We start from the raw sequence: 13,161 nt of genomic DNA, 5'->3' as shown, positions 1-13,161 counted from the left end.
CCCCCCCCCCCCCCCCCCCCCCCCCCCCCCCCCCCCCCCCCCCCCCCCCCCCCCCCCCCCCCCCCCCCCCCCCCCCCCCCCCCCCCCCCCCCACGTCCGCGCTCAGGCGTCCTTCTTCCACATGATGATCTGGAGGTGGTTGCCGTCCGGGTCGGCGAACGTGCCGAACCTGCCCGCCTCCCGGTCCGCGATCGAGATCCACTCCACGCCGGCCGCGTCCAGCTGGGCTTGCGCGGCGTCGAAGTCGTCGACGTGGAAGTTCATGATCACGCGACCCGGCTCGTGGTTCTTCGCCTCGACGTCCTCCCGACCGTCGACGACGAGCAGGAAGCCGCCCAGGTCGATCGGGCCGTCACCGGTGGACCCCGGCGCCAACGCCTTGGTGTACCACGCCCGCAGCTCGGCGGGCCGGGTCGTGCCGAGCAACACGCTGCCGGGCTTGAGCGTCGTCATGTCGGATCTCCTTCGTTCGCGGGAAGTCGTGGTCAGGCCGCCGCCGCGGTCGCCAGGGCCGGGGTGCGGCTCTCCCCGGCACGGGGGCGCAGCCCGAACCGGATGAGGGCCACGCTCACGAGCGTCACCGCCACGTTCACCCCGAGCGCGAGGTGGGTGCCCGCCAACCGGTCGGCCTGGGTGGCGGCGACCGCGACCATGATCGGCGCGCCGACGGTGATGGCCACCTGCTGCGTCATCGAGGTCAGGCCGGTCGCCAGGCCCTGCTCCTCGTCCGGCAGGCCCGAGGTGCCGATCACCGTGTACGCCACGATGCACGCGACGTGCGCGAAGAACCCGAGGAACAGCGCCGGCACCAGCAGCACCGGCCCGAGCCGGCTCGCGCCGAGGAACACCAGCGGGAGGATCGTCAGGGCCTGCAGGGCCAACGCCGTGGTCAGGACGTTCCGGGCGCCGTGCTTGCCGATGAGCCGACCGGCGACGGGACCCGCGAACACGGCCGCGAGACCCGGGACGCCGAAGACGAGACCCGTGATCACCGGGTTGAACTCCAGCACGTCCTGGAGGTGCAGCGTCATCAGGAAGATCATGCCGGTCTCCATGGAGAAGATCACCAAACCCGCGTAGTTGCCCCACAGCACCGTGTGCTTCCTGAGGAAGCGCACCGGCGCCAGCGGCGCGGACGACCGCGACTCGACCACCCAGAAGACGCCCAGCAGCACCACGCCGAGGGCGGCGGCCACGAGGCTGCTCTCGATGATCGCGTAGACCACGGCCAGCAGACCTCCGGTGACCGTCACCGCGCCCGGCACGTCGAGCCGCTGCCGGTCCGGCGTCCTGCTCTCGCCGATCAGCAGGGGCGTGGCGATCAGGATGGCGAGGGCGAACGGGATGTTGACGAAGAACGCGGCCCGCCAGCTCAGCAGGCTGACGAGGACGCCGCCGAGCAGCGCGCCCGCGGTGAAGCCGCCGGAGAGGATCGCGCCGTTGAGGCCGAGGGCGCGGGCGCGCGCCTTGCCCTCGGGGAACGTCGTCGTGATGAGCGACAGTCCCGCCGGAATGGCCATGGCGGTGGAGAGCCCCTGCAACGCGCGGGCGGCCAGCAGCACCTCCGGGTTGGTCGCGAGACCGCCGAGCAGCGATGCCGCGGCCAGCAGGACCTGGCCCGCGAGGAACAGCCTGCGCCGGCCGAACAGGTCCGCCAACCGACCGGCCAGCAGCATGAAACCGGCCGCGGGCAGCGTGTACGCGGACACGATCCACGGCAGCTGGGTCAGGCCCATGTCGACGCCGGCGCCGACCTGCGGCAGGGCGACGTTCAGGATCGAGTAGTCGGCGGCGAAGACGAAGGCCGCGCCGAGCAGGACGAGGAGGACGAGCCGCTGCCTGCCGCTGAACCGCGGCGGGGAGGACGTCTCGGCAGTCACGATGCGTGCCCTTTCCTGAGGGTTGTCGTGGTGCGGCCACGAGTTCCGGGTTCGTGGCGGGACCGGGTCCGGACCGCGGCGCCCGGTGTGCTCACGCCTCGGCGGCCCGCTTGATGACCGCCAACCGGCGGTCCCAGCCGGTCGCCAGCGCGGACATCCACCGCGTGGTGGCGTCCAGCCCGGCGGGGCGCAGCGAGTACCTCACCTCGCGTCCGACCCGGTGGCCGACGACGAGGCCGGCGGCGTCCAGGACGGCGAGGTGCTTGACGATCGCCTGCCGGGAGACGGGCAGGCGCGCGGCGAGCGTCGTCGCGGTGACCGCGTCGTGCGCGACGAGCAGGTCGAGCAGGCGGCGGCGGGTGGGGTCGGCCAGCGCGACGAGGACGTTGCCGACCTCCTCCACCGCGCCGTCCGGTTCCGCGGTCACACAGCCGACTCCTCGACGCGCTTCCTCGACGCGTCGAGCACCTGCGGCCAGCCGGCGGCGTTGTTGTCGATCGTCCGCGCGCGCACGTCCTCGGAGACCGCCAGCGCGGCGAACCCGCTCTCGACCACGGTGAGGCGGGTCTTGTCGCCCTCGGTGGACAGCGTGAACTCCACCAGGGTGCTGTTGCCCTCGGTCAGCTCCTGACCGGGGAAGGCCGGGGCCCACCGGTACGCGATGTACGTGTGCGGCTCCACCTTCACCACGCGCACCGGGAAGTCGCCGTGCTCGGAGTTCTTGGCCACCACCGACTCGCCTTCGACGGCGGTGGTGGCCTCGAGGCGCTCCGGGTCGGCCACCCAGAAGCCCGGTGCGGACACCAGCGACCAGACGCGCTCGACGGAGGCGTCGATCAGCGTGTCGCGCTCGATCCGGTCCTCGCTCATGAGAGGGCTCCTTCAGCTGCCGCCATTATGTGCAACCCGATAGTTGCACGTCGCCCAGCAATTGTGCAACCCATCAGTTGCACGACGTCACGGCACGGGCGACGGCCGGACGTCGGGCACGCGTCGGCGGATGAGGGCGGCGGAGTAGGCGACCACCCACGCCACCCACAGCAGCCAGCCGGCGAGGCCCAGGAGCCCGAGCGGTCCCGGGCCGTCGACGACGAGCGGGGTCAGGGTGGCCGAGGCGAACAGCAACGCGGCCGACAGCAGGCCGAGCCCGGCGTGCCACGCCGGGATGAGGCCGGCGTGCCGCCCGCCCACGGAGAAGCCGACCAGCGCCAGCGCCAGGAACACGCCGTTCAGGGTGAACAGGGCTTCGTGCAGGGACCACAGGGCGCCGCCGGGGTCGTCGGCCACGGCCAGGCGGAGTGCGGTCACGGCGGCGAACGCGCCGTTCTGCAGCAGCACGCCGGCGAACCCGACCAGCGACCACGCCTCGCCGCGCCCGCGGTCGGACCGCCACAGCGCCGCCACCGCGCCCGCGGCGAAGACGGTGGACAGCGCCCAGGCCGCCGGGGTGAGGGCGGACGCGACGCCGACCACCCCCCGGTTGGCCGGGAAGTAGGCGATGACGTCGGCGGCGTCCGCGCCGGTCGTCGGCAGGCCGGTGGGCACCATGATGGCGTTGGCCAGGACGATCAGGGCGGCGAAGCCGAGGCCGGAGAAGCCCGCGATGCGCCCGAACGCGCTGGTCGGTGCCGGTTCGACCACTTTGGTTTTACGTGACATATAATCAATATAGCTAGCATCAAGAGGTGGGCGTGGGCGAGACGGGCAAGCGGCGGTACGACTCGTTGCGGCGGGTCGCGCAGGCGCGCGAGACGCGGGCCGAGATCGCGCGTGCGGCGCGCAGGCTCTTCGTCGCGCAGGGGTGGGCGGCGACGACGGTGCGGGCCGTGGCCGTGGAGGCGGAGGTGTCGGTTCCCACGGTGTACGCGGCGTACGGCGACAAGGCGGGGCTCGTGCGGGCCGTCGCCGACGCGGCGGACATCTCCGCCGACCCGGCGGCGGCGCTGGGCGTGCTGGAGGACGCGTCGGCCGGTCCGGCGCGGCAGCTCGCCGCGATGGCGGCCTACGACCGGCGGCTGTTCGAGCGCTCGGGTGACGTCATCGCGCTCGTGCGCGAGGCGGGCCGGACGGAGCCCGCGCTGGCGGCGGCGTACGAGGAGGGCCGCCGGGGTGGCGACGAGACCCGCGCGCAGGTGTTCTCGTCCTGGCCGGACGGCACCCTGCGGTCCGGTTTGGACGTGCGGTCGGCCGTCGACGTCTACGCGGCGCTGTGCAACATCGACGTGTACACGACGCTCACCGTCGAGCGGGCCTGGCGCCCCGACCGGGTGGAGCGGTGGTGGGGCGAGGCCCTGGCGCGGGAGCTCCTCGCCGGGTGAGGGCGGTCAGGACTGGTCGAGGTGGGCGTTCCAGACCTCGGCCGCCTGCTCGTGCGAGTCGACGCCGCTGAAGAACGCGTCGGCGAGCGTGTCGTAGTCCTGGTCCGCGAAGCCCGTGACCTCGATGATCTGCAAGCGGTACACCGTGAACGGCGTGGTGTCCGTCGGCGGGGAGTACGGGACGGCCAGCTCCATCGCGCCCGGGGTCAGGCCGTGTTCCACCGCGCGCACGATCAGCGCGTCCGTGCGGCCCCAGTCCATGTTGAGGTAGGCGTCGGCGACCAGGACGGCACGCGTGGCGCCGTGTTCGTTTGCCTCCAACGCTTCCTGGGCGGCTTGCACGGACCGACCCACGTCGTCCGCCACCATGTAGCGGTCCATGCCGCGCTCGCCGTCGGGCCGCTCGTAGCCGATGAGCGGGATCAGGGTTTCGCCCTCCGAGACGCTCCAGACGCCGTGGGCGGCGAAGAAACCGGCCATGGCCGCGGTGTCGATCATGGCCGACAGTATGCCGACGCGAGTGCCGCCCCCGGGGCCGTTCGGAGGATCCGGCCCGCGATCGGACCCGGGGCGGCCACCCTCGGGCCCGTCGACGCCCGGTCGTGACCGGCGCGGTGAAAGCCTTGAGCCTCCGGTAGGGGGAGGCACGAGGGTGGTGGGCATGGACGGCGACGCGGTCTTCCCGATCGGTGAGCTGGCTCGGCGGACCGGGCTGACGGTCAAGGCGATCCGGTTCTACTCCGACGAGGGGATCGTGCCGCCGACCGGTCGCAGCCCGGCCGGTTACCGGCTCTACGACCACGACGCCGTGGCCCGCCTCGACCTCCTGCGCACGTTGCGCGAGCTGGGACTCGACCTGCCCACGATCCGGCGGGTCCTGGACCGGGAGCTCACCGTGGCGCAGGTGGCGGCGGCGCACGCGCAGGCGCTGGCGGTGCGGATCGACGTGCTGCGACTGCGCCGGGCGGTGCTGACGATCGTGGCGGAGCGCGGTGCCGGCCCCGAGGAGATGGGTCTCATGCACAGACTGGCCAAGCTTTCCGAAGACGGACGCCGGCAGCTCGTCGGCGAGTTCCTCGACCACGCGTTCGGCGACGTGGCGGACGACCCGGCGTTCGTGGGGATCATGCGGTCCATGACGCCGGAGCTGCCCGAGCAGCCGGAGGTAGCGCAGGTCGAGGCGTGGGTGGAGCTGGCGCGGCTCACCCAGGACCCGGACTTCCGCGCGTGCCTGCGGCGGCTGGTCGAGCACCTCGTCCTGGTGCGCGAGGGCCTGCGGCCCGACCCGACGGCGGTGGTCCGCGACGCGGTGGCGCGCGCGTTGGCGGCCGGGGTCGAGCCGACGTCGGCCGAGGCCGGTCGGGTCGTCGCCGAGGTCCTGGCCCGGGTGCCGCACGTGCCGGTCGACCGGTTGGCGGCGTTGCTGGAGACCGCGAACGACCCCCGCCGCGAGCGGTACGTGCGACTGCTGGCCGTGATCAACGGGTGGCGGGCGCCGGAGAGCGCGGCGCCCGCGCTCGACTGGTTCCTCCGCGCCCTGGGTCACGAGGTGGCCGGCGTCGGGTAGTGCGGCCCTGCTCGCGGGGTCGGAGAGGCCGGTTGTGCACGGTCGTGCGACTGCGGTAGAAGTTGACATCAATGTCAGTTTCGAGTCGCCTGGGGTGTGACATGCGGATCGGCGAGCTGGCCCGGCGCACCGGGGTGAGCGTGCGCTCGTTGCGGTACTACGAGCAGCAAGGGCTGTTGACGAGCGACCGCACCACGGGCGGCCACCGCGAGTACCCCGAACGCGCGGTCGACCGGGTCATCCGCATCCAGGAGCTGTTCGCCGCCGGGCTGGCCAGCAAGAAGATCGCGCTGATGCTGCCGTGCATGCGGGACGCGGACGGCGGGCCGTCCGAGATCGCCACGCCGCGACTGGTGGACGACCTCACCGCCGAGCGCGACCGCATCGACCGGATGATCGGTGAGCTGGTGCGGTCGCGGGACGTGCTGGACGAGGTGATCGACGCGGCGTCGGGCCGGCGCTGACGACGGCGCTGCCCGCTACGGCGCCGACGACCGCGCCGCCAGGGCCGCGTCGATCTTCCGGTCGCTGGTGGCGGACAGGCCGACGAGCGTCGCGAGCGACACCGCCGTCATGATCACGAAGACCGCGCGCAGGCCGAACGCGTCCGCCAGGACGCCGCCGATCGCCGCGCCGAGCGGCATGGTGCCCCAGGCGACCAGGCGGTAGGCGCTGTTCGCCCGGCCGAGCAGGCGGTCCGGCGTCACGTGCTGCCGCAACGAGACCGCGACCACGTTGAGCACGGCGATCCCGCCGCCCGCCACCGCGAACGCCGCCGCGACGACGTACGGGTCGGTGGTCACGGCGGGCGCCGCGACCAGCAGGGAGCCGGCGACGAACCCGGACGCCAGCGAACGCGCGCGGCCAAGCCTGGCGATCACGCGTTCGGCGGCCAGGGAGCCGACCAGGCTGCCGACCGCCGGGGTGACCAGGAGCAGGCCGAACAGCTGCCCGGTCAGGCCCATCGCCGAACCCGGGCCGACGGCGTGGAGGACGAAGACCGCGCCCGACGCGGTGCCGGCGACGTTGAAGAGCCCGACCATGACGGCGAGGGCGCGCAGCACGCGGTGGCGCAGCAGGAAGCGCAGGCCTTCCGCGATGTCGGCGCGCAGGGTGGTGCGGTGCTCGCGGTGGATCTTGAACGTGCCCCGGACCGACCACAGGACGGCCAGGGCCACCAGCCAGAGCGCGGCGGGCGCGGCGAAGGCGGCCACCGCGCCGGCGGCGACCAGGAGCCCGGCGACGGGCGGGCCGACGAACTCGTTGGCGGTGAGCTCGACGGCGAACAGGCGGGCGTTGGCGCGGGGCAGCCGGTCGCGGTCGACCAGTTGGGGCAGCAGGGATTGCGCCGAGGTGTCGTAGAGCGTCTCGGCGGTGCCGGCGGCGAAGGCGATGGCGTACAGCAGCCAGATGTTCGCCCAGCCCGACGCCACCGCGGCGGCGAGCGCGGCCAGCAGCACGGCCCTGGCGAGGTTCGCCCTGATCATGGTGCGGCGGCGGTCGAGGCGGTCGGTCAGCGCGCCCGCCGGCAGCGCGAAGACCAGCCACGGCAGCGTGAGCGCGAACACCAGGCCCGCGATGAGGGTCGGCTCGCGGGTGGTCTGGACGGCGACCAGCGGCAGGACGACCTTGAACGTGCCGTCGGCGAGGTTCGACAGGCCGGAGGACGTCCAGAGGCGCCAGAAGCCGTTTCCGAGCGAGACCATTGGTGGAGGATCGCACATCGATGGAGTTTTCTCCATCGGTTCGTTTCCCCACCGGTCGGTTAGGTTGGGCGGCATGGCTGATCGGCGACGGCGTCCGGCGACCGTCGAGGAGACGAAGGCGCTGGCCCACCCGTTGCGGCTGCGGATCCTGCGGCTGTGCGCGCAACAGGAGCTGACCAACAAGCAGCTGGCCGAGCGGTTGGGGCGCGACCCCGGAACCGTGCTGTACCACGTGCGGCAGCTCGCGGCGGCGGGGTTCCTGGAGCCGGGCGAAGTGCGCACGGGCGTGAGCGGCGCGCTGGAGAAGCCCTACCGCTCGACCGGGGTGTCGTGGTGGCTGGACGGCCCGCTGGTGGACAGCGGCGCGACCATGGCGCCGGTGGAGGCGTTCCAGGAGGAGCTGCGGGAGGCCGGGCCGGAGTCGGTGCGGACCTACGCGCGGTTCGCGCTGCATCTGTCGCCGGAGGACGTGGTGGAGCTGGACCGCCGCATCGGCGCCGTGCTGGACGAGTACGTGGCCACCGACGACGAACGCCGCCACCTGCCGCTGCACGGCGGGATCGTCGTCGTGCACCGGCTGAAGGAGTAGCCGCTCAGGGGTAGCGCTCCGAGAGGCCGAACTCGTCCCACCAGGCTCGGGCCCGCTCGACCTCACCCAGGGCGATCAGGACGCCGACCAGGTTCACGACCGTGGCCGTCGTCCGCGGGTGGCGCTCGCCCAGCACTCGCCGCATGCGCGCGACCGAGGCCTCGTACAACTCGCGAGCGCGCTCGAACTCGCGCAATGTGTACAACTCGCTCGCCAGGTTGGCCGCGGATTCGAAAGTGCTGGGGTGGTCGTCGCCCAGAAGACGGCGCAGGCGCGCAAGGGTGTCCTCGTGCAGCGCCAGCCCTGCCTCCACATCCCCCGTGGCGGTGAGGAAGCCCGCGAGGTTGGCCGCCGCGGCCAGCGTGCCCAAGTCGTCCTCGCCCTGCACCCGCTTCCGCCGCCCCAGCACCTCCTCCCCCAGCTCACGCGCGCGCTCGACCTCGCCCATCGACCACGACGTGACGGCGAGGTCGTTCAGGAATGTGAGGGTCTGCGGGTGGTCCTCGCCGAGCACGACCCTGCTGCGCGCCAGCGCGGCCTCCTGGAGCTCGTGGGCACGTCGGTGCTCACCCAGGTCGTGGGTGCAGCCGGCGAGGTTGCCGACCGCCGCCAGGGTCACCAGGTCGTCGTCGCCGTACGCCTCGCGCGCGATGCGGTGGGCGCGCTCGAAGAGGGGCAGCGCCTGGCGGGCCTCACCCTGGCCGCGCAGGTACACCGCCGCCTGCCGCACCAGCCACAGCACCCGGCCGGTCGCCACGCCGAAGTCCCGGGCGGGGTCCACGACCACCAGCACGTGCGACAGGAGTTGCCGCCAGGCGGGCCACACCGACGGGTCGTCCGTCGACTTCTCCGGCGCGGCCTCGTACACGAGTCGGAACGCGGCGGCGGCCAGGCCCGGCTCCGCGCCGGTGCGCAACAACGCGGCCGGCACCCGGTGCAGGTGCACGCTGTCCGGGCTCACCCGGGCCATGGCCCGGCGGCGGATGGTGGCCAGCGTGGCGGCGAGCGCCAGGGGGTCGGCGGCGACGGACGCCAGCGGCTCGGGCAGGAGTTCGTGGTGCTCGGCGATCAGGGTCGACGGCACCGGTTCGGGCGCCAGCCAGGCGATCAGCGCGAGCAGTTGGAGCGCGGCCGGGTCGTCGTCGGCGAGGCGGTCGAGCGCGACCGTCCACGAGGCGGCCGTCGAGGCGCGGCCTTGGGCCAGGAGGTCGTGGGCGCGCTCGGCGAGCAGGTCGAGGTAGGCCTCGGCGGTGAGGGTGGTGTCGGCCAGCAGCGCGGCGGCCTGGTCGACCGCCAGGGGCAGGTCTCCCAACGCCTCCGCGATCCGGTCCGCCTCCGGCCCGGTCAGCCGCGGCGCGCGGTCGCGGAGCAGGCGGACCGACTCGGCCCTGGTGAACTCGGCCACGCCGAGCGGGTGCGCGAGGTCGGCCCAGTCGGGGTTGCGGGAGGTGATGACGACGTGGCCGGGACCGGTGGGCAGGTGCCCGGTGAGCGCGGCCGGGTCCTCGGCGTTGTCGAAGACGATCAACCACCGGTCGCGGGTGCGGAGCTCGCCGAGCAGGCGGGCCACCGCGACGGCCGCGGTGTCGGCGTTGTCGGCCAGGCGCAGGGCCCTGGCCAGCTCGGCTAATCGGTCCGGGACCAGCTCCGGCGCTTCGGCAGGCACCCACCAGGCGATGTCGTACTCGTCGGCGTGCCGGTGGGCGTACTCGAGGGCCGTGGTGGTCTTCCCGACCCCGCCCATGCCGTGCACCGCCTGCACCACGGTGGGCGTCTGCGACGACAACGCGGCGCGGAGGTCGTCCAGCAGTCGCTCACGGCCGGTGAAGCGGGCCAGGCGGGCGGGGATGCTCCAGACGCGGGCGGATCGGCGCCGTGGCCGGCCCAGTTCGGTCAACGCCTGGTAGACGGCGGTTTCCGCCTCGGCCGGTGACGAGACGGTGGCCGCGGTGACGCCGCTGTCGCGCAGGCGTCGGCGGAAGTCCTCCTGGCGCGCGCCGTGCCGCGGGTCGCGGAACAGGCCCGCCGGGCCTTCCGCGTCCTCGTCCAGCAGGAAGACCAGGCGCGGCAGGCCCGCGTCACCCGCGGCCTCGTACTCCAGCTCGGTGTAGGACAGCTCCGGCCGGCCGCGCACCGGCGAGCCGTAGCGGAAACCCGCCAGCAGCACGTAGACGTCCGCGGCGGCCACCGCGTCCCGGCACACCTGCGCCGGCTGCTCGTCCCGGGCGGCGAAGTACCGCATGTCCGCCACGACGTCGCCCGCACGGGTGATCGCGGACTCGACGGCGGCCACGAACGACGTGCCCGCCGGGTAGCGGCGCAGCTCGGAGGTGTGGCTGATGAACACCCTGCGCGGCACCCCGGCGTCGTCCGGCATGCGGCGATGCTAACGGCCGGGCGGCACCGCCGGCGGCGTGGCGGTTGCCGGCCCGGTCGCGGACGAGCCGCGCTCGACCGTTCCCGCGGGCCGGCGCCCCGACCGGTCGAGTCCGAAGTGGACAGTCACCTCGCCCGCGCGGGCGTTCGCTCAGTCGTTGACGCGCCGCCGGTAGAGGGCGTTGGCCAGGACGAACGACGCCACCAGCAGGCCGGCCGACCACGCCGTCGCCAGCCAACCCTGGTCGCCGATCGGGGTGCCGGTGAGCAGGCCGCGCACGGTCTCGATGACCGGCGTGATCGGCTGGTGCTCGCTGATGCCCCTCAAGAACGGCGGCATGGTGTGCGTCGGCACGAACGCGCTGCTCAGGTACGGCAGGAACAGCATGAAGAAGCTCAACGCGCTGGCCGACTCGACCGACTTCGCCACCGCGCCCAGGCCCGCCGCCAGCCACGACAGCGCCAGCACGTAGAGCAGCAGCAATCCGACCGCGGCCGCCCACTCCAGCGGTGACGCGGACGGGCGGAAGCCCATCGCGACCGCCGCGCCGACCACGATCGTGGTGGACAGGGCGTTGCGGGCGACGCTGGCCGTGACGTGCCCGGTCAGCACGGCGAAGCCGCGGATCGGCATGGAGCGCAGGCGGTCGATCATCCCGCTGTTTATGTCGTGGGCCACGGACATCGCGGTGGCCGCCGCGCCGTAACCCGTGCACAGCAGGACGATGCCGGGCACCACGTAGTTGATGTACCCGGTGCCGGTGTTGATCGCGCCGCCGAAGACGTACACGAACAGCGCCATCATCAGCAGCGGCAGGACGACGGACATGATCAGCGTGTCGACGTTGCGCCTGCCGAGCCGGATGCTGCGGCCGATCATCGTCATCGAATCGGCGATCGCGTGGCTCATGCGGGCACTCCTTCACGGGCGGTCAGGGCGAGGAAGACGTCGTCGAGGGTCGGGCGGTGCGAGGAGACCTGCGCCGGGACGGCGACCGCGGCGCGCAGGTCGTCCAGCACCGCGTGCAGGTGCGCGGCCGTGCCGTCGGACGGGACGCCGAGCACGAGCCGCTCGCGGTCGGCGAAGCCGCCGAGCCGCGCCGCCGCGACGTCGAGCGCCGCGCCCGAGGTGAAGCGGAGCTCCAGCCGGTGGCCGCCGACCCTGGCCTTGAGGTCGTCCGCGGTGCCGTGCGCGGCGACCTTCCCCTTGTCCAGCACCATGATCCGGTCCGCGAGGCGGTCGGCCTCCTCCAGGTACTGGGTGGTGAGGAAGATCGTGGTGCCGGTGCGGACCAGGTCGCGGATGGCGTCCCACATCCCCGTGCGACTGGCCGGGTCGAGGCCGGTGGTCGGCTCGTCCAGGAAGATCACCTTCGGCCGGGCGACCAGGCTCATCGCCAGGTCGAGGCGTCGGCGCATGCCGCCGGAGTAGGTCTTGACCCGGCGGTCGCCCGCGTCGACGAGGTCGAACCGCTCCAGCAGCTCGGCCGCGCGCGCCTTCGCCCTCCCCCGGCCCAGGTGCATGAGCCTGCCGACCAGGACCAGGTTCTCCCGGCCGGTCTGCTCGGCGTCCACGGCCGCGTACTGGCCCGTCAGGCTGATCACGTCGCGCACCTTGGCCGGTTCGCGCACGACGTCGAACCCGGCCACCCGCAACCGGCCGCCGTCCGGGCGCGACAGCGTGGACAGGATCCGGATGGTGGTCGTCTTGCCCGCGCCGTTGGGACCGAGCAACGCGAAGACCGACCCCTCGGCGACCTCCAGGTCTATCCCGTCCAGCACCGCGGTCGACCCGTACGCCTTGCGCAGGCCCGTCGCCTCGACGATCATCACTGCCCCCTTTTGTGTACTAGATACGCTAAAGAGCGTAGCTCATACGCAGTTAATTCCGGTAGCCCTAGACTGGCCGGCAGCGTGACGAGAGGGTGATGGATGGCCGAGGAGTTCGAGCTACCAGCGGACGTTGCCCTGCTGTGGGGTCTGCGCGAGACGCCGAGACGTGGCCGCAAGCCGTCGTTGTCGGTCGCCGAGATCACCCGGGCCGCCATCGAGGTGGCCGACACCGAAGGGCTCGGCGCGGTGTCCATGGCCCGGGTCGCGCAGCAGCTCGGCAACGCCACGATGGCGCTCTACCGGCACGTGAAGAGCAAGGACGAGCTGCTCAAGCTGATGTCCGACGCCGCGCTGGAGGAGCCGCCGCCGATGCCGCCGGCCACCGACTGGCGCGCCGGGCTGACGCTGTGGGCGACCACCGTGCTGGCCACGTTCCGCCGGCACCCCTGGTACGCCCGGATCCCGCTGTCCGGACCGCCGCTCGGGCCGAAGAACCTGGCGTGGTTCGACAGCGCGCTCGGCACGCTCGCCGACACGCCGCTGGACGAGGGCGAGAAGGTCACCGTGGTGATGGGCCTGCTGACGTTCGTGCACGGCGAGATGCGGTTGACCACGGAACTGGCGGAGAGCTTCCGGGAGAACCCCGAGGTGTTCGGACCGTCCTACGCGCGGGCGCTGCGCCAGGTGGTCGACCCGCGGCGGCTGCCGGCCCTCGGCCGCGTGGTCGACGCCGGCGTGTTCGACCACCCCAACCTCTACGACGAGCAGGACGTGGACGCCGACTTCCGGTTCGGCCTCGACCTCTACCTCGACGGCGTGGCCGCGTACCTGGCCCGCCGGGGGTGATGGCGGCGCGGGGGCGGGTGGGGGCCCCTCAGACGGCTACCCCCCC

General features: G+C 73.3%; 15 protein-coding genes. 5 read left to right on the top strand and 10 right to left on the bottom strand.

The annotated features are described in order from the left end of the window. Window positions 1-102 precede the first annotated feature (102 nt). The 5 genes from ACZ7GX_RS39230 to ACZ7GX_RS39210 all read right to left on the bottom strand — a co-directional run bounded on the left by ACZ7GX_RS39230 (window position 103) and on the right by ACZ7GX_RS39210 (window position 3,539). The gene (locus ACZ7GX_RS39230; RefSeq protein ID WP_498784738.1) at window positions 103-453 is read right to left on the bottom strand and encodes a VOC family protein; all 351 of its coding nucleotides are present in this window, start codon (window positions 451-453) and stop codon (window positions 103-105) included. Between the two features lie 32 nt (window positions 454-485). Next, complete coding sequence (locus tag ACZ7GX_RS39225; RefSeq protein WP_498784736.1) at window positions 486-1,880, bottom strand: MFS transporter; 1,395 nt, start codon at window positions 1,878-1,880, stop codon at window positions 486-488. Window positions 1,881-1,971: 91 nt separating this feature from the next. Continuing rightward, a complete protein-coding gene (locus ACZ7GX_RS39220) occupies window positions 1,972-2,307 on the bottom strand; it encodes an ArsR/SmtB family transcription factor (protein WP_498784734.1) in 336 nt (111 codons plus the stop codon). Continuing rightward, entirely contained in the window at window positions 2,304-2,750 is a 447-nt protein-coding gene (locus tag ACZ7GX_RS39215; RefSeq protein WP_498784732.1) for an SRPBCC domain-containing protein, read from the bottom strand. Before ACZ7GX_RS39215 ends, ACZ7GX_RS39220 begins: the two co-directional genes overlap by 4 nt. A gap of 87 nt (window positions 2,751-2,837) precedes the next feature. Beyond that, on the bottom strand, window positions 2,838-3,539 hold the full coding sequence (locus ACZ7GX_RS39210; RefSeq protein ID WP_498784730.1) for a hypothetical protein: 702 nt from the start codon (window positions 3,537-3,539) through the stop codon (window positions 2,838-2,840). 26 nt (window positions 3,540-3,565) lie between these two features. Between ACZ7GX_RS39210 and ACZ7GX_RS39205 the strand changes: the two genes are divergently transcribed. Continuing rightward, window positions 3,566-4,198 (top strand): TetR/AcrR family transcriptional regulator, encoded by a 633-nt coding sequence (locus ACZ7GX_RS39205; protein WP_498784728.1) that lies wholly within the window; start codon window positions 3,566-3,568, stop codon window positions 4,196-4,198. Window positions 4,199-4,204: 6 nt separating this feature from the next. On the opposite strand, the gene ACZ7GX_RS39200 is transcribed toward ACZ7GX_RS39205, so the two are convergent. Beyond that, on the bottom strand, window positions 4,205-4,696 hold the full coding sequence (locus ACZ7GX_RS39200; RefSeq protein WP_498784726.1) for a hypothetical protein: 492 nt from the start codon (window positions 4,694-4,696) through the stop codon (window positions 4,205-4,207). 163 nt (window positions 4,697-4,859) lie between these two features. Here ACZ7GX_RS39200 and ACZ7GX_RS39195 point away from each other — a divergent pair, with 163 nt between their 5' ends. Together ACZ7GX_RS39195 and ACZ7GX_RS39190 are read left to right on the top strand one after the other, a co-directional pair. Beyond that, on the top strand, window positions 4,860-5,765 hold the full coding sequence (locus tag ACZ7GX_RS39195; RefSeq protein ID WP_498784724.1) for a MerR family transcriptional regulator: 906 nt from the start codon (window positions 4,860-4,862) through the stop codon (window positions 5,763-5,765). A 101-nt stretch (window positions 5,766-5,866) separates the two neighbouring features. Beyond that, a complete protein-coding gene (locus ACZ7GX_RS39190; protein WP_498784722.1) occupies window positions 5,867-6,229 on the top strand; it encodes a MerR family transcriptional regulator in 363 nt (120 codons plus the stop codon). Between the two features lie 15 nt (window positions 6,230-6,244). Here the strand turns inward: ACZ7GX_RS39190 and ACZ7GX_RS39185 are convergent, their stop codons facing one another. After that, entirely contained in the window at window positions 6,245-7,471 is a 1,227-nt protein-coding gene (locus ACZ7GX_RS39185) for an MFS transporter (protein ID WP_498784720.1), read from the bottom strand. A 73-nt stretch (window positions 7,472-7,544) separates the two neighbouring features. Between ACZ7GX_RS39185 and ACZ7GX_RS39180 the strand changes: the two genes are divergently transcribed. Further along, window positions 7,545-8,060, top strand: coding sequence for an ArsR/SmtB family transcription factor (locus tag ACZ7GX_RS39180; protein ID WP_498784718.1), 516 nt, complete (start codon window positions 7,545-7,547; stop codon window positions 8,058-8,060). A gap of 4 nt (window positions 8,061-8,064) precedes the next feature. Here the strand turns inward: ACZ7GX_RS39180 and fxsT are convergent, their stop codons facing one another. The 3 genes from fxsT to ACZ7GX_RS39165 form a co-directional block, all read right to left on the bottom strand. Next, the gene (fxsT, locus tag ACZ7GX_RS39175) at window positions 8,065-10,437 is read right to left on the bottom strand and encodes an FxSxx-COOH system tetratricopeptide repeat protein (protein WP_498784716.1); all 2,373 of its coding nucleotides are present in this window, start codon (window positions 10,435-10,437) and stop codon (window positions 8,065-8,067) included. Between the two features lie 150 nt (window positions 10,438-10,587). Then, window positions 10,588-11,346 carry an ABC transporter permease gene (locus tag ACZ7GX_RS39170; protein ID WP_498784714.1) on the bottom strand — a complete coding sequence of 253 codons (759 nt, stop codon included), beginning with the start codon at window positions 11,344-11,346 and terminating at the stop codon, window positions 10,588-10,590. Beyond that, a complete protein-coding gene (locus ACZ7GX_RS39165) occupies window positions 11,343-12,266 on the bottom strand; it encodes an ATP-binding cassette domain-containing protein (protein ID WP_498784712.1) in 924 nt (307 codons plus the stop codon). Before ACZ7GX_RS39165 ends, ACZ7GX_RS39170 begins: the two co-directional genes overlap by 4 nt. Before the next feature lie 102 nt (window positions 12,267-12,368). Between ACZ7GX_RS39165 and ACZ7GX_RS39160 the strand changes: the two genes are divergently transcribed. Beyond that, window positions 12,369-13,115 (top strand): TetR/AcrR family transcriptional regulator, encoded by a 747-nt coding sequence (locus tag ACZ7GX_RS39160; protein WP_498784710.1) that lies wholly within the window; start codon window positions 12,369-12,371, stop codon window positions 13,113-13,115. Window positions 13,116-13,161 lie beyond the last annotated feature (46 nt).

It is taken from the genome of Actinosynnema sp. NPDC037264, assembly GCF_055603705.1.
This window is presented reverse-complemented; position numbering and strand designations above follow the sequence as displayed.

What these genes read in the sequence shown, in the direction of transcription:
- ACZ7GX_RS39230 (WP_498784738.1), bottom strand. Translation starts at nt 453, where the DNA reads ATGACGACGCTCAAGCCCGGCAGCGTGTTGCTCGGCACGACCCGGCCC.
- ACZ7GX_RS39215 (WP_498784732.1), bottom strand. Translation starts at nt 2,750, where the DNA reads ATGAGCGAGGACCGGATCGAGCGCGACACGCTGATCGACGCCTCCGTC.
- ACZ7GX_RS39210 (WP_498784730.1), bottom strand. Translation starts at nt 3,539, where the DNA reads ATGTCACGTAAAACCAAAGTGGTCGAACCGGCACCGACCAGCGCGTTC.
- ACZ7GX_RS39200 (WP_498784726.1), bottom strand. Translation starts at nt 4,696, where the DNA reads ATGATCGACACCGCGGCCATGGCCGGTTTCTTCGCCGCCCACGGCGTC.
- ACZ7GX_RS39195 (WP_498784724.1), top strand. Translation starts at nt 4,860, where the DNA reads ATGGACGGCGACGCGGTCTTCCCGATCGGTGAGCTGGCTCGGCGGACC.
- ACZ7GX_RS39190 (WP_498784722.1), top strand. Translation starts at nt 5,867, where the DNA reads ATGCGGATCGGCGAGCTGGCCCGGCGCACCGGGGTGAGCGTGCGCTCG.
- ACZ7GX_RS39185 (WP_498784720.1), bottom strand. Translation starts at nt 7,471, where the DNA reads ATGGTCTCGCTCGGAAACGGCTTCTGGCGCCTCTGGACGTCCTCCGGC.
- ACZ7GX_RS39180 (WP_498784718.1), top strand. Translation starts at nt 7,545, where the DNA reads ATGGCTGATCGGCGACGGCGTCCGGCGACCGTCGAGGAGACGAAGGCG.
- fxsT (WP_498784716.1), bottom strand. Translation starts at nt 10,437, where the DNA reads ATGCCGGACGACGCCGGGGTGCCGCGCAGGGTGTTCATCAGCCACACC.
- ACZ7GX_RS39170 (WP_498784714.1), bottom strand. Translation starts at nt 11,346, where the DNA reads ATGAGCCACGCGATCGCCGATTCGATGACGATGATCGGCCGCAGCATC.
- ACZ7GX_RS39165 (WP_498784712.1), bottom strand. Translation starts at nt 12,266, where the DNA reads ATGATCGTCGAGGCGACGGGCCTGCGCAAGGCGTACGGGTCGACCGCG.
- ACZ7GX_RS39160 (WP_498784710.1), top strand. Translation starts at nt 12,369, where the DNA reads ATGGCCGAGGAGTTCGAGCTACCAGCGGACGTTGCCCTGCTGTGGGGT.